Here is a 21,484-nt window from a genome sequence, read left to right as displayed (position 1 = left end):
CGCTTATGGAAAAGGATGCGGATGCGGATTGAGCTGTTCGAATTCAAGCGGCCGTTTAGCATATCCAAGTTCCATCGGAACCCTCAGTATTCTCTCAAGCCCCGTTATGCGGGTAAGATGATGGCCGAATGTCATCGGCAGCATCCCTGGTATCAGCACTTTCACGCAATGTAATCCATTCCGTGCAATTTCCGGTGTCGTCTGATCCACCACAATCACCTCGAGTTGCAATCGGCGAAACTCCTGAAGAATTTCCTGCAAATCTTCCGTCAAGTCCGGATGGTTCACCTTTTCCCCGTATTCTTCAGCGAATGTTCGCATTGGGCGGTCATCATCCAGCAGAAACTGCAGTCGCTCTTCGGCTTGCGGTAAACCGTACAGCATGCCATGATCATCCATTTTCCGTACCAGTGAAGAATCATGCAGCATTTTCTCAACCTCATCCTGATTCTCTTCCAATTTATCGTCAAGTGTCAGCATCATGCCAGCCAATTCGAAGACCGCGCTTTTCACGGCCCGGATCGGGTCCAGATGGGCCCCTGCCGCACATATGATATTCAATCCTTTTTGTTTCCTGTTTTTCGCCAACGCCCATACGCTCGGGATACCATGTTCCATGGTCGAATTAAACAAATGGATATCATACCCCCCTGCCGCCCTCGCCCTGTCAATCATCAGCTCAAGTTCTTTGTCATTTGCAGAATATGGGTCAAGGCGTGTGAGGGGCAGCTGCGCATACCAGGTCAGAAGAAACGAATCACGTTCGACCACTTCCATGATGCCGTAGAAAATGGCCTCCTCCAAACTTCCCCCTAAAGCACAGCCATTGGAAGTTTCATAGACAAACCCATGACCGCAGCCCAAGCTGTAATAGGAAAGCAATTCCGGGACCAAGATCGGCCGCTCTTGCAAAAATGAGTGGCCCCACACCCAATCTATCGAGCGGTCAGGATTAAACGGTTGAAACGGGAAATCCCGCTGTGCATAATTTTCCTTCGAGTGTACCCCTATCCTGATCGGATCGAGCGCAAAATCTTTAAGGTTGTTGTAACTGTCATGCATGACTGTCCGTTTACCGCGGGGCTCCATACCGCAATACCTTTCCAATCCCTCCAATATGGCAGTCATCTCACTGACCGCATATGAGAGAGTACGGCCTGCCGCCCCCTCATCTCCTATGAATAAAGGCAAATTAACACTTACATCGGCAAATGGCGGCACAAGGTCTATCATTTTATTATTCAAGAAACCTGTGCGATGGTCCAAGTAATCCTTGGCCAGAACTTCATTCAGCTCTTCCATTGAACGGGTACGGTAACTGTCGGGACTGATTTTCGGACTTGGCTGCAACGAAATCCTAGCACGCTCCTTCGAGTCATCAGGTAATGTTGAGCAAACCGGACACAATGGATCTGGTAAAAATGAGTGCCACGAGCCATTCAGCGTTTTCAAGTTGATGATTGATACACGCCCTTCCGAACGGGCGCATTCTCCTTTCATCGCCTTCCTTACCTCTGCACAAATCAAGTGGGCCATCTGTAAAAGGCCTGTGCGTGATGCAGCCGCATCACGATCTATCCCCCCATTTTCCTCCAGCTGTTTGCGGATTTCCCACATTTCTTTTCGATCACGCCCGGCCATGAGATGCCTTTGGTCCGCACACTGTGAGCAGCCAGGTACATCCGGGCGCACCAACGGACCTATCACTCCCTCTCCAAATGATACGAACCCCCGCAGCCATGGAATGCCCGCTTGCCTTATCACCTCTTCCGCCTTTAAATGGACAGCTGGATTCCAGGCATCTTGCAGCAGAAGGACCATAGCCGTCGTTTGCGGTATTCCTGCCTCAAAATCGGTTTGGCGATTCACCTGATATTGGCCGGACAGGTCCCCATGAACATGGTCGGCCAACACTCCTTCCCCGACAACCAATACGTCAGTTTTCACCCTGATTCCTCCTCTCGCAAAAACACCCCAAACACTCCTGCCATTTCTTCCTTCAAGAAAGGTTCCAGATTTAATTCGAAAACACAAATTCGCTTACTGTTCTTCTTCAAAACTTGAATGGCCGACTGTACTAGTTCGGAATTCCCTTTCACCTCGCAAGAAGGAATCACAAGATTCAGGGGCATCTTTTCTTCCTCAAGAACAGGCGATGCCACTATACCTGGGGCTGTTAAGCAAACGGTCTGGTTTTGGACTTTCATGACGGCCTTCTGCAAGGCATTCCGTAATGCGATCGTTACATTCAAACCGACAGCTCCGGACCAGCCGTCGCTCGTTCCTGCCCAAACTACCGGGAAACCGGACACTTCCTCACCCAACGCGATGATCGGCTCTCCTTGCAGCCGGGTCAGCGCTTGTAGATAATACCTGCAGCGTTCATCTTCCACTTGAGCCAACTGCACCGACACGAGTTTCTCCTGGTTGAACCGCTTATTGTCAAACTCTTTATCCAAACAGCTTTGCAGTCCACGGCAAACACATTCAGCAAATGTTTCCCCTGCTCCGACACCGACCGATTCCTTTATATCGTCTGCCCCCTGAAGCGGTGTAAGAGTCGGAATGAGCTGGCTGAGTGTTCGGGATACATATGCTTCAACTCCTGAAAGACCGGATTCCGTTCTCGCTTCCTCATGCGTCAGATCTGAACGGATAATTTCTGGCAGCAGTCCGGCCGGACCGGACGACAGCGGATCAACAACCTGAACTCGGCATTGGGCCAACGGCAGCTGTTTTAAATCTCCCTCATCCCAACGATGAAAGATCCCGGATTCCGAGGATGTCAACCGGCTGAAATACATAAACACCTTCCCCGGCTCACTCGGGTCCGCTTTCTGTTCAAGCCGCTGATCAAAATCTTCAATCCATGCAGCAGTCCCTTTTCCCGTCACTCCCGGGTGGGGAATGAACGGATGCCATTTTCCCTCCATTGTATCCATATCCAACAGATAAAAATGATTGGATTGTTCTGCTGTCGTAACGCCTGTAGCGTCTTTAAACCATTCGAATACCATTATATTGGCCAACATCGCTCCGGCCGTGGCAGAAAAGGAAGATGGTGCCTGATTCTTTTCCAGCTCAGCTTGATGTAAACGATGCCAAGCTGACTCCCAACCCCCCTTGGAATCCGGATGGACAAGCGGACCAGCCATGCCTACTTGATTGATGATCAATGCAGGAAACAGGATCTTTTTCCCTTGCCTGCAAACCGAATGAAGTTCTCTTAACTCCTCTATATCACCCTCTTGTGACACATATAAAATTGAGTCAAAAGGCTGCACGATCTCCTGCCATTCAATCTCTTCTCCCTTTTCAAGCACGACCTCCCCTATGGAAACCTCGTCGTCCGTCTTACGCGCATGCGCCACGATTTCCTTCAATCTTTTTCTATTGGTCGGTACCGTGTCCGTAATGAAGATATGGAATGCGGGCAATCCGGATTCAATCAGCGAGGACACCAATGAAAGGAACAATGGGCCAGAGCCTATAGCCAACGCCTTTTTCTTTCGATAAGTTTCAAAACGGTACGCCCCGGAATCGCCGCAGCTTTCCAGGAACTCGATTTGTGAAGCATACCTTTCAAGTACTTGATTCCTTAATTGATGTGGACTGTCCTGACTTACATCCCGTACAAACCCATTACCGTACAAAACCTCGGCAATTTCCATCACCCTGTTCCGGTATGGGCCAGGCAATCCATCCGTCAACTCGCTTAATGTATGGTTCCCGTTGAACATCGGTAATAGCTTTTCAATCCACTGGACGATCGAACTGCCCTCCATACGGAACGAACTTATGTTATTCCTGAAATACACACCTCTATTCGGTTCCGGAAGAAAAAACGTATCTCTCTTCACTTTCAAACGCATAGAAGGGGTCAAATTCACCATTCCGCTCCTCCTAACCCGATGCATTCTAAGTACTGCTTTTAGCACAGCACTTCACTTTAATCCTATGTACGACAATTTGTCCCTTATGTCTAATGCTATAAAGAAAAGTCCCTGCAGCAAAGCAGGGACTTTTCTTTATAAGACCTGAAACCTTATTGACCGCAACGTCCGCAACGACCGCCGCAACCTCCGCAGCGACCACAACCTCCGCAACGAAAACCGCAACCTCCGCAACCTCCGCAACCTCCACAACGACCGAACCCACAGCCCCCAATAAAGCAACCAAGGCAACCAAAACAACCAAAACCGAAACCAAAGAGTCGGGAATCGTCAGCAGAATACCCTTGCTGGAACTGGTTTTGATCCCAAAGAATTGGCTGGCTTACCTGGAAATCATCGACATTAAGGTTTTGTAATTGATTTTGAAATTCATACATTTTATATAACCTCCGTTTATTATTTATAAGGTAGTGCTTAGAACAGGAAATCTGAACGAAATGGTCAGGGAATTAACACCACGTCAAATACTTCCTCCAACAAAATATGTCAGGGGAGTGGGTAATGCCACTGATTCAAAAGCCTATTTTTATTGAATCTTCATAAAACGGTTCAAGACGGAAACAGGATAATCACTATATTAATTATGCGGCTTAGTACAAATGAAAAACTTCGAGACAAAGCTGAAAGAACCTGGAACTAAGTTGGCAAGCCAAGGATAGGAGCTTAGCTTATCAACTCGAAAAGGGGTCTGGTGCTAGTTAGAAACATAGAACCTCAATATCCTTTTCATCTATGAATTACGATGCAACTCCAAACAATTAATGTATGAAATTCAATCTCGCTTCGAACCAAAATAAAGCCCTTGCACTAACTTATACAAGGACTTTATTTAATCACTTTGAATTTTCTTTTGGTAAATCTAATGTTGGAGTTCGATCAAAGAAATTCCACGGTTTTAACATGGCGTGTACCCATTCTGTTGGCATCATTGGCCATTCTTCAGCTCGTGCTATATGAGTTGCACCTGTGGTCATCCATACCACATTATCTGTATTGTCAATGGAACCGTTGTCTGCCGAATATTGTCCTAATCCTGTATCTGTTTTGCTGCGGTTCGGATATTTACCTTCCGGATATCGCTCATCCGGGTCATAATTTGTGACCCACAACTGCTTGTCCATAAAGTTAACTCGCTTAAAAAGCCAGTCATCATCACTAAATAAGGCTCCTTTGGCAATCGGGTGAGTGCCTCCTGCAAAAGGGATGATTTGATAGGAAACAGGATTTCCTACCTTATTCTCCTTATTAAGATTACTGAACAGTCGAATAGTGGAAGAATCAAATTTTTGAATCGATTCTTGCTCCGTCTTTACTGTTTTTTCTTCTGTTACCATAACACTTTTGCGTGGACCGCCCTCTTGATTTTTTTCTACCTTTGGATTAATTTCCATTAGGGAATTACTTTCGCCATCAACATCTAGGTCAAGCCTGAAATTGTAAATGTGCTGGTGAGTGGTTCCGACAATATTATTATCAAGCAAAGTACCATATTTTGTATCCTCTTTTGCAGTTTTGTCATGCATTGTTTTTGATTTAACACCTTTTACTGCTTCAATACCGGATGCTCCTACATCAATATTAATTATTCCATTTTGTGATAACTTCCAATCAAAGATATAATCATAGTTTCCTATTGTACTAACCCAGCGAACCACTAATTCACGGCGTTCACGGCTTTGATTTTCTTCTTTAAATGTCGCAAGGTCGGCATGTTTATATTCTGGCCCCGCATATTGTTCAAATACTGCAATGGCATTTTTAATAACGTAAGGATTGCCCGAGTTATCTGCAATTGTTGCATCTAGCAGCACGGCGTTTTCTGGTACGTCAGCTCCAAGTTCTAGCGGTGCAGTTAATGTGCCCATTCCATATTCACCAGCATCCAAATAGGACTTGAAGTACCAGCCAACGTCAGGATCTCCGTAAGGAACTATCATCCCACCCAGCGATCCTTCATACATAATTTTTCTTTTTTTCCCATGGTCATCATAAGTAACGGTTGATAACACAGGTCCTACCCGAGTATCCAATCGCAAGTGGAAATCCCAGTTTTGCCAGCTAATCGTATTTCCTTTTATTTCATAGTTCTTGCCTTCAGGCTCGGTAATATTAAGCGGTTTTACATCGGATTTCTTCTCATAATCTCTACCATCATATGCGTTTAATTGCATCGGTATTGGAATGACACCTTCATCTTCTACTTTAATAACTGCTTTCTTTTCAAGATCTACAACAGCGACCAAATTTTCAATAGGATGCGCCCAAAAATTCCCATCCCCTGTATCCAAATAAGATACTATTTTCAATAGACGCTTATCATGCTCCAATTTATCTTCACCATCGAAATAACCTACTGTCAAAGGGGTCGCAACGACCTTTTTAGGGTCATCTATACCCCGCTTTTTTAGCGCTTTTGCATAGTCTTCACTTGCTTCAATGGCTCCTTGAACAGTAGCAAAATCATCCAGAATTAACATGCCATGAACGCCGTCCATTTCATTCCATGAAACTAGTTTTTTTGATGATATATTCACTTCACCCTCAATAACTTGTTTGCCATTCAATGCAATGAACTCTGCTTTTCTTGTAAATGCGTTGTCTTTTTTCTCTTTATCGTACTCCCACTCCCACACTTTCCTTTTTTCGGGAAGCTTCAGTGTAATTTCTGTAAAACGAAGAGTATCTTTATATTTCCCTGCCTCTTTGATTACATTAACCACCGCTTTAATTTCTTTAGGAGTTAAAGGATCTAAAGGATGATAAGCTTCTTTTATTTTAGCTGTTTGCTTGATGTTAGGGAGAACTTCATTCACAAAATGATCAGTTACGTAGATTTTCTCATCTTTTTCTATCACGTTTGATTCAAGTGTAATCGCTTTTCCATTAATATACGCTTTATCAGAATCAGGTATTATTTTTATGACCGTATCATCTTTTTCGATGGTGATTTTTTTTGTAAAAAAACTCCAAAAATCAGATTTAACAGTTGCACCAGTACCTTCTAAAGCTGTTTCTAGCTTAATTAATTCCACTTCACTGCCATGAGCAGAAGCATTGTTATTATGAATTAGTGAATAAGGAGAGAATATGAAAGTTAGTGCAGTCATTACAATAATTGCTGCTTTGAAAGTTCTTTGCTTTGTTTTCATAGAATGTTTCCTTTCATTATTTATTTTTAACTTTCATTAGCTAAATACTAGTCTTAGCCACCGTACCAATTTAAGCCTTTTTCACCTAAATCAATCCATACACTCTTTGAGTGTGTATACATATCCATGGCTTGTACCCCTAATTCTCTACCAAATCCACTTTGTTTCATTCCTCCAAAAGGAGTTGTACTATCTAGCATACTGTACGTATTCACATAGACAGTTCCTGCTTGGATACCACGCGCCATACGATGAGCTCTTTTTAAGTCATTGGTCCATATCCCTGAAGCTAAACCGTAAATAGTATCATTTGCTTGTCGTAGAGCATCCTCTTCATCTTTGAAGCGAATAACCGACACAACTGGTCCAAATATCTCTTCACGCGCAATTGTCATTTCGTTGGTTACATCTCCAAAGATGGTAGGTGTGAAATAATATCCATTTTTCTTGCCTCTTTGGCCACCTGTCACTAATTCCGCACCTTCTTCAAGACCAACCGCTACATACTTTTCAATCGTCTTTAACTGTTGTGCGGAAACTTGTGGACCCATTTGTGTTGTCGCTTCAAGGGGATTTCCTACCCGTATTGATTGTACTTTACTAGCAAAAAGATCCATAAATTTATCATAAATACTTTCTTGGACAAATAAACGAGAACCAGAAGCACAAACTTGACCTTGTGCAAAGTAAATGCCAAACATCGCTCCATTAACTGCATCTTCAAGAGTGGCATCGTCAAATACAATGTTAGGTGATTTCCCTCCCAGTTCTAACGAAACTGGTTTCAAGTTTTTTGTAGCTGCTTGCATAATTAAGCGACCCGTGTCCGTTGACCCCGTAAAAGCAATTTTATCGACGTCTGGATGGGAAGCTAAACCAGATCCCACGGTTGAACCTGGACCGGGTACAATATTAATCACCCCATCAGGAATACCGACTTCTTGGAACAGTTTAGCCAGTTCTAAAATACTTGTTGATGTTTCTTTTGCTGGCTTAATAACAATTGTATTTCCAGCCGCTAGAGCAGGAGCTAATTTCCACATCGTCAGCATTAAAGGAAAGTTCCAAGGGACAATGGCGCCAATTACACCTAATGGTTCTTTTAGTGTGTAGTTGAAACGATTGTGAGGTGATGCTAATGTATCACCCTGAACCTTATTTGCAAGTCCTGCATAGAACTCCAGTACATCTATGGTAGAAGGAAGCGCTATATGCTTGGTTTCATTGATTGGTAAACCATTATCTTTTGATTCTACTTCCGCTAAAAAGTCTGAATTCTCCCACATTTTCTGAGCTGCTTTATACAGAAGTCTACCTCGGTCACTAGGAGACATAGTCGCCCATGGTCCGGATTCGAACGCTTTTCGAGCTGCTTTAACTGCATGGTTTAAATCTTCCTCGCCCCCTTGTGAAACAAGGGCATGAACTTCTCCTGTGCCAGGATTAATCGTTTCAAATGTTTCTCCTGAGAGTGAATCTGTCCATTTTCCATCGATAAATAGTTGATATTTTTTCATTTTCTCCACCTCTTATTTATTTTTTTGTTAAAACTTCGAAATTACTAACCATACAATTTTGAAAAACATAGGTTGCTAGGTTTCCTTATGTGATGCGTATCTTGAATAAGCTAAAAGCTCCTAACTTTGTTTACACGCAGCGTTGGAAAGCGATTACATTTTTATGATTTTTCAACATGGATAATGAACTCTAAATTCTTGTTTTTGGTAAATGGCATCCATTAAAAATGAATGTCATCAGGAGTAATCCCTAGCTCTTTAAACTTCGTACGATAAACTCTATATTCAGATAGATATGTCATAATGTAGTCTGAAATCTGCTCATTTATAGTGCTTCTATTTCAGCACGAGTTAGCGTTTCAATTTCTGAATTGTACATGAATGCATACCTCTTCCATTATTTTATTGATTTTTTTAAAGAGATAGAGTAATTAGTAACTCTAAAAAACACATAAATATACCCAAAAATTTAACAACCGTTACAAAAACGTTATATAAATAAACATTACTCTCCTTCAATTAACCTTAAATCAATAACTCAAAAGTGTACTACGCATTCACTTATTCAGTTTTGATAAGGAGATGTTTATTTTCCTACCTCATACACTTCCGTTTCTTTCATCTCCTTAGGTTAATTTTAAAAAGTCTTTCTAATTTATTAACTATTACATGTAATTATTTTATATTATCCAGAAAAATCAGAAAATTTACTATTACCCAAATGGGTCATTTTATATCAAAAAGTAATTCATTTTATTTTAAAATGTTATATAATCAAAAAAAGTTAACATGGAGGAAAGCCTATGAAGGATATGTCTAACCCCAGCTACAAAAAAATTTTATCTTTTATGGATGAAATTACTTTTTCTAATGAAAATTTCCGTGAAAAAGTACTACAGACCTTTGAGAATTTATTTGGTTACTGCCAATCTATTTTTTGGTTATGTGATGATAATAATGACTTGTTCGAACCTATTACGTTAAATATAGATAAATATGTTATGGATGATTATCTTAATAACTTTTATCAATTAGATTTGCTAATCCCAAAATATAATATGCAAAAAGCAAGTAAACAAAATGTTATAAAAAACCTTGATTTACTTCCGCCTGAATTATATGAAAAAAGTGTATACTACAATGATTTTATGTTAAAATATGGATTTTATTATGATGTGGGTGTTTTTTTATATGATAGAAACAGTATTAAAGGTGTTCTGAACTTCGTTAGATCCAAAAAGGAGAAGCCTTTTAGTACATCCGATATTATGTGTTTAGAGGTTATTTCTAGGTTCTTATCGCAAAAAACAAGCGATTTCCCTTATCATTCTGTAAGCGTTCCCAAAGAAAACCTAATTAATCCTTTGAAAAATAAGATTCTGGCTAGTTCTCAAGATCTCAGACAACCAGATTTAACATTAAAAGAAGCAGAAATATTACAACTGGTTCTAAAAGGGCATACCAATATCACCATTGCCAGCGAACTATTTATTAGTGTTAATACAGTAAAAAGACATTTGCAAAATCTTTATAGAAAGTTTGATGTCTCAAACCGAACAAGTTTATGCTATAAAATTGTTAAACCTTAAACACAATCAAAAAAACCAGAAGGTCCCCAACACCCTTCTGGTTTTCATATTAATTGCCTTAAAATAATTTTTTCCTTCGTCATTTACAATGAAAAAATCCTTATTATAAAGATTGCCCCACCCTTATTGATGGGAGAATCACTTATGTACTGTCGTATCCAATCAGGCGTTTCTCCATGTCTTTTCAAAATATAAGAAAGCTGTATAGAATCTTTAATAGGAAGTTACCTCTTGTGCTTAATAAGAATCCACACATCACTCTTTCCAATTAGTTCTGCAGTTGTTCATAACGATTCCAGTTCACCGATTTTTCCAGCACGATTGATATCAAGACGCCCATTATGAGCCCATTCGTCAAAAATGGCTGTAAAAGCGTGGGAACATTCGAAAATGCATTAGGCAGGATGTTCATCAAGCTCACTCCAATCAATACTGGTACGGCAAGCCTGAATATCGTGTCTGAAGTGAAATGCTGGCCCTTGACGCTATTGAAAGCCGTACCGAACAGCTGAAGGTAAGCAACGAACAATACTGCATTCCCGACTGTTATCGGCATGGTGGCCAGGAAAGCGATGAAAGGAGGAATGAGCCCAATTATGGTCAATAACATGCCTCCAAGTAAGAAGGGCCTCCGCTCATAGATTTGTGTGCTCTGCAAAAATCCGATGGATGAAGTAAAAGGTGTATACGGAACAAGTCCAAGTAACGGAGCGAAAATGGTAAAACCGCCAGTCATGAATAAAGAATTTCGATACTGTTTGTGTTCAGCTTCATCACCGATTAATTCCGATGCGGCTTGAATGGAAGCGAACGTGTTGCACAAATTCAGTAATCCTGCAAAGAAGGAAATCGCTATGATCCCGAATTCCAGGTTTGGAGCACCTAATGGGAAAAATGAAAATGAAGCACCCGTCGATCCCATTTCTCCCCCGGCCTCCGGAAATAGCAGCTCGTAAAAAATCCATCCCACCATAATCCCGATCAATATGGAGAAATTGCTTATGGTCCTTGGTCCTTTTATCTTTAATATACTTACTAAAAGTACAATCCCCACTGATAGGAAACTGACCGGGATGTTAATTTCCCCATTCTCCGTAATCCCCAGCATCCCCTTGAAAAAGACAAAGATGAGCTGGAACGTCAGAAGGAATAAATAAACCGTCATGACCATGGGGGTGAAAATCTTCTGGACAAAAGAAATCAGGTTGAAGGCAGCAATAATGAGGGTCACGACACCAGCAGCAATGAGGCCAGTAGCAATTCCCCCTCCAATCTCAGCATAACCGAGCCCTATGGATGGTGCTGATAACCCTAAATTCAGCATCACTCCCCACAATAGACCGGAGTGCCCTTCCATAAGTGGATACTTATGCCCCTTCCACCCCTGAAACACGCAAGCGATCCCGGTGAAAATGAGCGAGCTTCTCATCGTCATTTCCGTAACATTGGGAGGAAGATCAAAAGCTGCGCCAATCGATATGGGCACTACTACCGTATTTGCAAAAATAAAAAACAACCATTGAAAAGAAGAAAATAGAGTCACAGAAGAACTCCAACTTTTCATAGATTCCATCTCCTTTGAACATGATACTTTTGAAGCTCATGGTGAATTTCAATTGCCCTTCCGTTGAAAAAGGCGATAAGACCGCACCATGCTATAAACGCGGTTACAGGATGGTCTGCTGCCATTGCTGGACACATGATCAATGTCAGATGACCTTTGCAGACGCATGCGAAATGATAACGTTACCATTAATAGTAACAAAGACTGCGGCTCCCTGCTAAATTGTTTGCTTGACTAAGGCTGGAAGGCAAATGGACAAGCAGAAGCCAGTCCGTTTAAAATATTTCGGTGGAATAACGATAATGACATGGGAGGGAGTCCTTAACCAATATAGAAAAAAATCACTTCCACAGCATATAACATAAGCAAGTAAAAGTACATGGATGCGGAAGCCGTTCCATAACCAAAACGAAAAAGGAAATCCGGAAGTATCCAGAAATCCTTTTTGGTTTAGTCTTACCGTTCAATTGACTGCTTTTGTTTATATAGTGAACCGGAAACCAAGTTTCCTTTGTAAATGACCGCTTTACGTTCAGAACGCCTGGCAACTGCCTCTGCAGAACAGCTTGCGTCAACTAACACCAGACTTGCGGCATCTCCCGCTTTCGGCCATACCTGGTTACCCTTTTCATCCAACGGGGTTTTTCCGCCGGTTATATACCCGAGTGTCCGGGAAAGTGAGACTTCATCAATCCATTTGAAACGTTCTGCGAGCCTTCCTGCTCTCTCCAAGATGTCACCATTCCCAAGAGGGGACCATACATCAAAGATATTATCATTTCCTACTGATACTTCAACCCCTCTTTCATGTAATAAATCGACAGGGGGCATCTGCCTGTTAATAGGGACACTGGTGACGATGGAAATCCCCGCATCCTTAAGAATGTCAGCCAGATCATAGGCTTCTTCCCTGGATACGTCCCCGATACCGAAAGCATGGCTTAATGCTACCCTGCCTTCCCAGCCCGCCTGCTTGGTCAGAGCTGCCAAACGTTTCATTGTGAACGTGCCCAGATGGCCTGGATCATGCAAATGCAAGTCCACATCAGCGTTCGCTTCCACTGCTAAATCCACCAATTGAACCAGCGATGCTTCAATATTGTTATCGACTGTGGCTGGATCCACCGCCCCGACAATTCCTGCTCCGTTTCGCAATGCCTCCCTGACAAGCTTGACAGAACCGGACCGCAATAATCCGTGCTGCGCAAATGCGACGATTTCTGAACTGAGTCTATGAGAATAGCCAGCAAGCGCCTGTTGTACCTGCTCTAAGTTTTGCAATCCCACTTCCGGATAAATATCAACATGAGTCCGTACATGTGCAGAGCCAGAAGCTAAAAGGATTTCCAGTAAAGATTCAGCACGTTTACATGTGCTTGTTGCAATGGAAGGCAAAACCCTCTTCTCATTTTCAAAGCGTTCAATGACACTTGAAGAAGGAGTGCACGCTCTCCAAACATCCCCCATCAGTGTCTTATCAAGATGAACATGCTTTTCGATGAAGGATGGTAACGCCAGCAATCCTTTTGCATCTTCCACAGGCAAATCTTCATGTATGGCTTCCCCATCTTTGACAATCTTCGTGATCCTTCCATCCTCCATCAACAGATGAAATAGCCCGGTCATCGTTCCTGTAACTCTTTCATTCTCTTTCCGGTAACCACATTCCAAACGAACATTCTTTAACCAATAGATTGTGTTCATGATCTTCATCCCTTCTTGAAATAGACCTTCAATTCGACTTCAAGGCAGATTCGCGATCGAGTCCGCCGTAAACCAGATTTCCATTGACCATAACCGCAGCACGTTTCGATCTCCTGGCAACCGCCTCGGCAGCACATGATGCATCCACCAAAACCATACTTGCATCATTTCCCACTTGCGGCCATAAACGATTTCCTTCAGGGTCCAGTGTCTTGACCCCTCCCGTAATGAATTGGAGCGATTGAGACAATCCATACTCGTCCTTCCAGTTGTACCTCTCGGCCAATCGGCCTGCCTTTTCCAGCATATCTCCTGTACCGAACGGGGACCAGGAGTCATAAAAGCCATCGCATCCGAGAGCAACATGAACACCTTTTTCATGCAGTGAATCAATCGGGGGAATGACCCTGTTGATCGGAACTGTAGACATGATGGCTACCCCCAGGTTAGATAATTCACTGGCCAGTTCATTTGATTCTCCTATTGAAACATCACCAAGCGCAAAAGCATGACTGATGGCCGCTCTGTTTTTCCACCCTGCTTCATCGATCAAAGAAGCCAGTTTCTTGATCGTATATAAACCTAGATGACCGGGATCATGTATATGAATATCAATATCTGCATCAAATTCAACGGCCAAATCGACCATTTCAAATAGGGAAGCTTCTATATTATTATCCACGCCGCCAGGATCCAGGCCGCCCACCAAAGACGCCCCTTCTTTCATCGCTTGTCTCATCAACCCTTTTGAATTCGTTCTTAGCAGCCCATGCTGCGGGAAAGCCACGATCTCGTATGTCATTTTCCCTTTGAAACGATATAATGCGCTTTGAATCTCTTCCAAGTTCTTCATACCGATGTATGGATCGATGTTAACATGCGTCCTTACATGCGTCGCCCCGCCGCTTAACAATAATTGAAGCATCCGTTCAGCCCGGAGCCGACCGGTTTCAGCCAGTTCAGCAAGCTCTTTTGCTTCTAACTTTAAGCGTTCGATTAAATTCGGAACCAGAGTGCATGAGTTCCATGGCAGTCCTAAATAAGTCTTGTCAAGATGGTTATGCATCTCCTTGAAAGGAGGAAGTGCAAGCAGCTTTCCCGCGTCGTGAACAGGATCATCCGTTTTCAAAGGCATACTTGAAGCCAATTGCAATTCCTTTATGATCCCATTTTTTATATACATGTTGTATGCAGCTGTCTTCGTCCTATCAATTCGTTCATTCTCAAAAACAAATCCACTATCAAGTGTAACGTTTGTAAGCCAGTATGCTTCATTCATCAAATCACTCTCTTTAAAAGAAGATTAAACACCTGTCGTCTCAAAAGATGAAATAGATCCGCTAACAACATTGCCCCTGAAGATGACAGCGGCACGCTTTGCCCTTCTAGCCACCGCTTCCGCAGAACAACTGGCATCAAGCAACACGATATTCGCTTCATCCCCGACATTAGGCCACGCCTTGACCCCGTCTTGGTTTAATGGGGTCTTCCCTCCTGTTATGAATTGCAGGCTTTGCGCTAAGGAACGTTCTTCAATCATGCGAAACCTCTCGGCAAGGCGACCGGCCTTTTCCAGATTGTCCCCGATGCCAAAGGGTGTCCAATGATCAGTGATGCTGTCATTACCTAATTCGACTTTCACCCCTTTTTCATGAAGCAGGGGGATGGGAATCGTTCTGAAGATCGGCACTGTGGATGTAATCGATATTCCTGTTTCCGAAAACCTTTCGGCTATGCCTGTTGCCTCCGGGACTGAAAGATCTGCCAAACCGCTTGCGTGGCTAACCGTGACCCTTCCTTGCCAGCCTGCGTCTTCAGTCAGTGAAGCGAGGCGCTGCATCGTGAAGAGTCCAAGGTGATCCGGATCATGTAAATGGACATCGATATCGGAATTATATTCAACCGCGATATCCATGATTGTTTCAAGTGATCGCTCTATGTTTTCATCAATGGTGGCGGGATCCACGCCGCCTACCAGATTCGCGCCATTCTTCATGGCCTCCCTTATCAAACCGACGGAATTGCTGCGTAATAGTCCATGCTGTGGGAATGCGACGATTTCATACGTCAATTTATCCTTATATCCTTCCAGTGCCTGAATGGTAGCTTCCAAGTTTTTCAGACCTATAACGGGGTCAATGTTGCAATGTGTGCGTATATGGGTAGATCCGAAGTCCAATAATAAATCCAGCATTGTTTCCGCTCTTACTTTAGCAGTAGGCAATAATTCTGGCAGTAAGACCTGCTCTTCTTCTATCCGGGTTTTCACGCCATTAATGGCAGGCATGCAAGCCTTCCACGGACCGCCATAGTAGGTTTTATCAATGTGGATATGCATTTCCTTAAACGAGGGAACCATCAGGAGACCGTGAACATCATGCTGTGGATCCTGATCCGTTATCGATTCCTTCGCTAATAAAATCGAGGATATTTTTCCATTTTCAATCTTGATGTGGTAATTTCCGGTTTCAGTGCCGGTGATCGTTTCATTTTCATTATAAGTAAAACCATTTTCCAAGCGTACATTCGTCAACCAATACGATTGAGACATTAAACTCACCCTTCCACTCCAGATTGAATATGCATCACTTTCATTATAGTTCTAAAAATCAACAAATAATTTCAGAATTTTTACTCGTTTTTATGTTATTTTTACTTATTGTGCCAAAGAAAAAGACTCACCCTAATGGATGAACCCTTTCAGACTGTAGACAACTCTATGAAAACTCAGTTTGCCTGCAGTTTTTCATTTAAAAAGTTCAATTGATTTCAGAGATCCGCTCCCTTTCCGCCGACTGTCTGCCAAGCCTCCTCGGCGCAAGCGCCTGTGGGGTCTCGGCTAGCCAGTAATTCGGCAGGAGTGTCGCAAATCTCTTCAATCCAATGTAGATTACAGTAAAAAACCATAAAGACCGGAGCACTTTGTTCGACCCGCTGCACTGTCTTGGGCCGTTGACGCAATTTATCGACCTAAACCACAAAATATTCGGCCGTTCACGCACAGTATTCGGCCTACCCCGCACTTTATTCGACCGTTCACGAATTTTTTTCGACCTTCACCTTACTATTCGGACTCCAATCCTCATTTCTGGCTACAGTTATACTCCCTTGGACGCGCTTTTCCCGCAGGAGTCTTGCACACCCGTTCCAATCAACTTTGTTAGAACACTTAGATAGAAACCATATCTGAGGAATTGAAAATGTTGCTTTGGGTCAGTTGGTCGGGAACATCATTTGATGAAAGATACGTTTTCCGAACCCCTTTCGTCTACAAACTGAAAGGCTCACCCTAATGGATGAACCTTTTCTTCTTATTTCCCCATCACTTTATCGTTACGTCATTTATTTCCAGATAACCTGAAGGGCTGATTGAAAATCCTTTTACTTCTTTAGCGACTGCAGCAACATTTTCTATGACCCTTACAGGAATATACGGGGTGTCACCCATCTCGATTTCCTGTGCCTCTGCGTACAGTTCTTTGCGTTTCCCTTCTTCTTTTTCCTTCCTGGCGGCATCTATTAAACGATCAACCTTTTCATTACTGTAAAAGAATGTATTTCCTGCCGCTCCCTGTGATTCCGTATGAAATAGATTATATTGATTATAATCGGCATCCCCGGTCGCGTTTCTCCAGCTGATGATGAACATTTCCGATTGCCCTTTATTCACTTGTTCAACGAACGAACCGTACTCCATAACCTGCACCTTCAAATTAATCCCGATACCTTTTAGTTGGGATTGCAGGACCTCGGCCAAGTTAACTCTTTCTTTACTGTCCATTGTCAGGATGGTTGCATCCAAGCCTTCTGAATATCCAGCTTCGGCCATCAGTTTCTTCGCTTCCTTCAGGTTGTAATCATAGGCTTCGAGATCTTCGTTGTAACCGAATACTTTAGAGCCCATCAAGGAGTTCGCCTTCACTCCCACATTATTAAAGACACCCTTGATGATCGAGTCCATTTCAATGGCATGGGCGATGGCTTTACGGACCCTTACATCATTGAACGGTTCTTTATTGACATTGAAACCTAAATATTCGGTACCATACCCTTCACTGCGGTAAACATCCATTGCCGGTGAAGATTCAACCTGGTCCATGACAGCTACAGGAAGAGGCTCTGCGATTTGCGCTTCACCGGTTTCAATCATCGATATCCTCGTGGAGTCTTCCGGGACGACCTTGAAGATGACCTTGTCCACTTTTGGCTCGTCTCCCCAATAGCTGTCGTTTTTCGTCAATGTGATTTCCTGGCCTGGGGACCATGAATCAAAAACGAAAGGACCGGTTCCATTCGGTTCCTGGATAATCTTTTTGCCATACTTTTCAATCGTTTTCGGACTGATGATTCCGCCTTCGTGATTCGCCAATATGGAAAGGAGAGGGGAAAATGGCTCCTTTAAAATGAATTGCACGGTAAATTCATCAACCGGTTTCACCTCTTTTACCATTTCGAACACTACTGCCCTGGGAGAAGCTACCTTCGGATTCAATAGTCGATCAAACGTCTTTTTTACTGCGTCTGCATTAAATGGCGTGCCATCATGAAACTTTACATCTTCCCTAAGCTTGAATTCCCAGGTCGTGTCATTTATTTGCTTCCATTTTTCTGCTAGCATTGGCTGTATCTCACTATTCTCATCCCGTTGTACAAGACCTTCATAGACTTTATGGTGAGTGACGCTAGCGGCGTTAATCGTGGACATGAACTGCTGATCCAAATTCTCAGCGTCGGATAAGCGGGCAATGACCAATGTCCCCCCTTTGTTTGATGCCCGGTTCGGATCACTTGCCGTTGTGTTTACGTCATTTTTAGAAGAACAGCCCGTAATGATGATAGCCATGATCATGACTAGAAAAAGCTTACCTGTCCCACGTTTTAACCCCATGGTCTTCTACCTCCCAATTTCATTTTTCGAACATTTATCTAATTATAGGAAATATTCTGACTACTTATTTCGAATATCTTTACTATGTTTTTCATTTTCTTTACTTGTTGTCATAAATCGCTTCCGTCTCGCTTAACGATTCCACGACCTTGAATGATGGCTTAAACAATTCTTTCTCGGGAAGCTCCTGATAATCTCTTTCCATATATCCTCTTCTCATCTTCTTATAATATTGTTGTCCCTTATATTTGATTTCCGTTAAATCCAGATTGGGGATTATTTGATCCTTCATGACTACCTTTCCATTTATGATGGATAATTTAACGTCCCTTCCAGACCCGCTTACGAACATGGTTCGAATGGGATCATCGATTAACCCCATATGAAAACTGTCCAAGTCAATCGCGCTGATATCCGCCTTGGCCCCCGCTGCGATGCGTCCTAAATCGTTCCTGCCAAGAAAAGCGGCCGCATCAATTGTGGCTGACCGAAAGAAATCGGCATAGACAGAGCCTTCCGTTTCTCCTTCCACCATCCGTGAGAGCATGCTGCCTGTCCTGACATTCTGGAACATATCAGGAGGGAATGTGTCCGTTCCAAGGGCGATATTGATCCCAGCCCGTTTATATTTAGCAAAAGATTCTAACGCCTCCCCATGCCTCCCAATGATCAGAGGGCAATGAATCACCGTTGTATTCGTTTCAGCAAGCAGCGCCAAGTCATCACCCTGGCCATATTTCGCTTTACTATATCCTGAAACAAAGTGGGCATGCGGGATCCCTGTTCTTGGACCGAGAAAGCCAAGGTCGTACAAATATCTGATCGGTGTAACTTGATGGGCTTTCCAGATGGTGTTGAATTCAAAACTTCCTTGTGCAGCATGCAGCTTTATCGGTACGTCCAATTTTTCGCTGTAATATTTAATCTGCTTTAATTGATCTGCCGTTTGGGACTCTATACGTTCTGGGGCAAGCATCCCTCTGACCATACCTTCATAAGCTCCATCGAATTTTTCTACAAACTCGACCGCTTTCCGTAATCCCGCTTCCCCGGCTTTTTCATCCCAATGCAGTTTAATATTCCCGTTAGGCTGGACGACTCTCATTCCTGATTGGAAACTCGGACCAAGGTAAATCCTTAACCCCAATCCAGCTGCATGTTCTGCCGCAGCTGCCAATTCATCATAGGTTTCTGCCCAGCTTTTATAAAAAACGGAAGTAATGGGCATCGCCGTCGTCACGCCATGAAGGATGAGTTGTGAATAAGCATATAGTGATTTAAAAGCTTCTTCTTCCTCGGTCATTAATTCAGGATGTCCGCTTTTTATATAATTCTCTGACCAGAGAAGGTTTTTCTGTCTGTCGGCATCGGCTTCAAAATGTAAAATATCATGGTCAATGTCCCCTAATGCATTTAAATCTATGAACCCGGGACTGATAATGGCGTTACCGGCATCCATTACCTCGTCCACTTCTTCTGGATAATTTTTTCCGACATACAGAATCGTGTCTTTTTCATAAATGATTTCTGCGTTTTCCAAAATGACATGATCGCATCCATCATACCCAATTACATATCTTCCTTTAAGCTTGGTTTTCATCTTATTCCCCTTTCACCATTGCGGCAGCGTCTTCTCTTTCGTCATATCGCTTTTCATCTACATATGCCCTGGCATGGCCCCAGAAATATTTCGTCGGTTGCATATACTTTTCGAGCCCCGCACGCTTTATCGTTGAAAAGGCCTCCTCATTCGCTTCATCAAGCACTGTACTTTCATGGACCGTCCGTACATTCCTCCCTTCCATGATCAATTTCCCATCCACGATGACATGCTCCACATCATTCGCCACTGCTTGAAATACAAGCCTGTGTACATGCATGAATTCAGGGGTCAGATGAGGCTGATGCAGATTGACCGTAATGACATCCGCTTTTTTCCCGATCTCAATGGAGCCTATTTCATCATCCCAGCCAATGCATTTCGCAGCATCTATCGTGATCATTTCCAAAAGCTTGCCTGGCGGTAAATAATAGTAGTCCCTAAGCGCTGCCTGGTGAACAAACTGTGTTTTCCTCATTGCCTGAAACATATCGAAACTTGTGGAAGGGGAAGTCCCATCCGTGGAGATTGCCACAGTTGCACCCATCTCCAATAATTCAGTTATCGGGGTACGGGCATGAACCTGGCCAAATCCAGGTGATGCACTGACGTTGGTACCTGTTTCTGCCAGTATTCTTGCCTCATCGAAGGAAATGCCCCGACAGTGCTGTAAATGGACATCTGGACCCAATAGGGCATTTTCCTTATCCTGTATCGCTAAATGAATCATTCCGCCAAAGGCATCAGAGTGAATGCGTGTGTTATATTTCCTGGCAATCTCCCTTATTTTCTTCGCTTGATAAAGGTCATGATCAGTCAGCCCATAAAGCCTGTCAGGAGATGTGGGATTCGAGGGATCCACGGATGTCACGATGACAAATGGTGTAATGAAGGCTCTCGTGCGGTCTTCATTCGCATGGTTCAGCGCCTCGATTACAGCTTCCGCCCCCTGTAGCACTTCTTCATAGGAAACTTCCTTTACCACTCTCTTTCCGTCAATCCACCGGCTGAACGAATGGGGCCATGGGGGGTTGCAAGGACCCGTGCATACCACTTCCCTGATCCCCACTTCGGCGTATGCTTTTGCATGATTGATGGCAAAAATCGGTTCATCGGACCGCGGCATGGATCCTAACACGCTCACCCCAGTTGTCACGCCCGCCTTTAATCTCTCAAGTGAGGATAGCTTTCCTTCGTAATACCAAAAGTCATCTGTCACAAAATGCTTGTACGCATTCGTCATGATGGGCATCCAAAAATCAATATTCTCCATTGCGATCGTTTTGAACATGGAATGTCCCCCATGCCCATGAACATCTATCAACCCCGGCAATATGCATTGATGGCTGCAATCGATGACTTTTACAGCCTCATACTGCAATTTCAGATTTTCGGTGGAATCAACGGCTAAAATCCTTCCTTGATGTATGGCTACGGCGCCATCCGGCAGAATTCTCCTGTTTTGATCCATGGTTATCACGGTCCCATGGATTAGCAGTAAATCTATCATATTTTCCCCT

Annotated in this window: 14 protein-coding genes; 1 reads left to right on the top strand and 13 read right to left on the bottom strand. The window is 43.2% G+C overall.

All coding sequences use genetic code 11. The features are described 5' to 3' along the window. Positions 1–3: 3 nt before the first annotated feature. The 5 genes from FNK51_RS17130 to FNK51_RS17110 all read right to left on the bottom strand — a co-directional run bounded on the left by FNK51_RS17130 (position 4) and on the right by FNK51_RS17110 (position 8,619). Positions 4–1,947, bottom strand: coding sequence for a TOMM precursor leader peptide-binding protein (locus FNK51_RS17130; RefSeq protein WP_141994091.1), 1,944 nt, complete (start codon positions 1,945–1,947; stop codon positions 4–6). Then, positions 1,944–3,893, bottom strand: coding sequence for a putative thiazole-containing bacteriocin maturation protein (locus FNK51_RS17125; protein WP_141994090.1), 1,950 nt, complete (start codon positions 3,891–3,893; stop codon positions 1,944–1,946). The genes FNK51_RS17130 and FNK51_RS17125 overlap by 4 nt, the downstream gene beginning before the upstream one ends. Before the next feature lie 152 nt (positions 3,894–4,045). Further along, positions 4,046–4,330, bottom strand: a complete 285-nt coding sequence (locus FNK51_RS17120; RefSeq protein WP_141994089.1) for a heterocycloanthracin/sonorensin family bacteriocin — start codon at positions 4,328–4,330, stop codon at positions 4,046–4,048. A 456-nt stretch (positions 4,331–4,786) separates the two neighbouring features. Beyond that, the gene (locus tag FNK51_RS17115) at positions 4,787–7,102 is read right to left on the bottom strand and encodes a copper amine oxidase (protein ID WP_181762284.1); all 2,316 of its coding nucleotides are present in this window, start codon (positions 7,100–7,102) and stop codon (positions 4,787–4,789) included. Positions 7,103–7,155: 53 nt separating this feature from the next. Beyond that, positions 7,156–8,619 (bottom strand): aldehyde dehydrogenase family protein, encoded by a 1,464-nt coding sequence (locus FNK51_RS17110; RefSeq protein WP_063235107.1) that lies wholly within the window; start codon positions 8,617–8,619, stop codon positions 7,156–7,158. 803 nt (positions 8,620–9,422) lie between these two features. On the opposite strand from FNK51_RS17110, the gene FNK51_RS17105 reads away from it, so the two are divergent. Continuing rightward, the gene (locus FNK51_RS17105) at positions 9,423–10,208 is read left to right on the top strand and encodes a response regulator transcription factor (protein WP_141994088.1); all 786 of its coding nucleotides are present in this window, start codon (positions 9,423–9,425) and stop codon (positions 10,206–10,208) included. A gap of 268 nt (positions 10,209–10,476) precedes the next feature. Here FNK51_RS17105 and FNK51_RS17100 read toward each other — a convergent pair whose 3' ends face one another. The 8 genes from FNK51_RS17100 to FNK51_RS17070 all read right to left on the bottom strand — a co-directional run bounded on the left by FNK51_RS17100 (position 10,477) and on the right by FNK51_RS17070 (position 21,474). Continuing rightward, on the bottom strand, positions 10,477–11,772 hold the full coding sequence (locus FNK51_RS17100) for a uracil/xanthine transporter (protein WP_141994087.1): 1,296 nt from the start codon (positions 11,770–11,772) through the stop codon (positions 10,477–10,479). A 456-nt stretch (positions 11,773–12,228) separates the two neighbouring features. After that, positions 12,229–13,476 carry an amidohydrolase gene (locus FNK51_RS17095; protein WP_141994086.1) on the bottom strand — a complete coding sequence of 416 codons (1,248 nt, stop codon included), beginning with the start codon at positions 13,474–13,476 and terminating at the stop codon, positions 12,229–12,231. A 28-nt stretch (positions 13,477–13,504) separates the two neighbouring features. Then, entirely contained in the window at positions 13,505–14,755 is a 1,251-nt protein-coding gene (locus tag FNK51_RS17090) for an amidohydrolase (RefSeq protein WP_141994085.1), read from the bottom strand. Between the two features lie 24 nt (positions 14,756–14,779). After that, positions 14,780–16,027: an amidohydrolase family protein gene (locus FNK51_RS17085; protein ID WP_141994084.1), complete on the bottom strand. Its 1,248-nt coding sequence runs from the start codon at positions 16,025–16,027 to the stop codon at positions 14,780–14,782. Between the two features lie 208 nt (positions 16,028–16,235). After that, complete coding sequence (locus FNK51_RS26635) at positions 16,236–16,397, bottom strand: hypothetical protein (RefSeq protein WP_181762283.1); 162 nt, start codon at positions 16,395–16,397, stop codon at positions 16,236–16,238. Between the two features lie 401 nt (positions 16,398–16,798). Then, positions 16,799–18,364 (bottom strand): glutathione ABC transporter substrate-binding protein, encoded by a 1,566-nt coding sequence (locus FNK51_RS17080; protein WP_141994083.1) that lies wholly within the window; start codon positions 18,362–18,364, stop codon positions 16,799–16,801. Positions 18,365–18,464: 100 nt separating this feature from the next. Continuing rightward, positions 18,465–19,964, bottom strand: coding sequence for a chlorohydrolase family protein (locus FNK51_RS17075; RefSeq protein ID WP_141994082.1), 1,500 nt, complete (start codon positions 19,962–19,964; stop codon positions 18,465–18,467). Between the two features lies 1 nt (position 19,965). After that, positions 19,966–21,474 (bottom strand): amidohydrolase family protein, encoded by a 1,509-nt coding sequence (locus tag FNK51_RS17070; protein WP_141994081.1) that lies wholly within the window; start codon positions 21,472–21,474, stop codon positions 19,966–19,968. Between the last annotated feature and the right edge of the window lie 10 nt (positions 21,475–21,484).

Source organism: Bacillus sp. B4EP4a, assembly GCF_006680105.1.
Lineage (GTDB): Bacteria > Bacillota > Bacilli > Bacillales > DSM-1321 > Peribacillus > Peribacillus simplex_E.
Note: the sequence above shows the minus strand (reverse complement) of the source record. Positions and strands in the feature narration are given on the sequence as shown.

Coding starts and splice junctions, on each gene's coding strand:
- FNK51_RS17085 (WP_141994084.1), bottom strand. CDS start 16,027: ATGTCTCAATCGTATTGGTTGACGAATGTACGCTTGGAAAATGGTTTT.
- FNK51_RS17125 (WP_141994090.1), bottom strand. CDS start 3,893: ATGGTGAATTTGACCCCTTCTATGCGTTTGAAAGTGAAGAGAGATACG.
- FNK51_RS17075 (WP_141994082.1), bottom strand. CDS start 19,964: ATGAAAACCAAGCTTAAAGGAAGATATGTAATTGGGTATGATGGATGC.
- FNK51_RS17090 (WP_141994085.1), bottom strand. CDS start 14,755: ATGAATGAAGCATACTGGCTTACAAACGTTACACTTGATAGTGGATTT.
- FNK51_RS17110 (WP_063235107.1), bottom strand. CDS start 8,619: ATGAAAAAATATCAACTATTTATCGATGGAAAATGGACAGATTCACTC.
- FNK51_RS17120 (WP_141994089.1), bottom strand. CDS start 4,330: ATGTATGAATTTCAAAATCAATTACAAAACCTTAATGTCGATGATTTC.
- FNK51_RS17080 (WP_141994083.1), bottom strand. CDS start 18,364: ATGGGGTTAAAACGTGGGACAGGTAAGCTTTTTCTAGTCATGATCATG.
- FNK51_RS17070 (WP_141994081.1), bottom strand. CDS start 21,474: ATGATAGATTTACTGCTAATCCATGGGACCGTGATAACCATGGATCAA.
- FNK51_RS17095 (WP_141994086.1), bottom strand. CDS start 13,476: ATGAACACAATCTATTGGTTAAAGAATGTTCGTTTGGAATGTGGTTAC.
- FNK51_RS17100 (WP_141994087.1), bottom strand. CDS start 11,772: ATGAAAAGTTGGAGTTCTTCTGTGACTCTATTTTCTTCTTTTCAATGG.
- FNK51_RS17115 (WP_181762284.1), bottom strand. CDS start 7,102: ATGAAAACAAAGCAAAGAACTTTCAAAGCAGCAATTATTGTAATGACT.
- FNK51_RS17105 (WP_141994088.1), top strand. CDS start 9,423: ATGAAGGATATGTCTAACCCCAGCTACAAAAAAATTTTATCTTTTATG.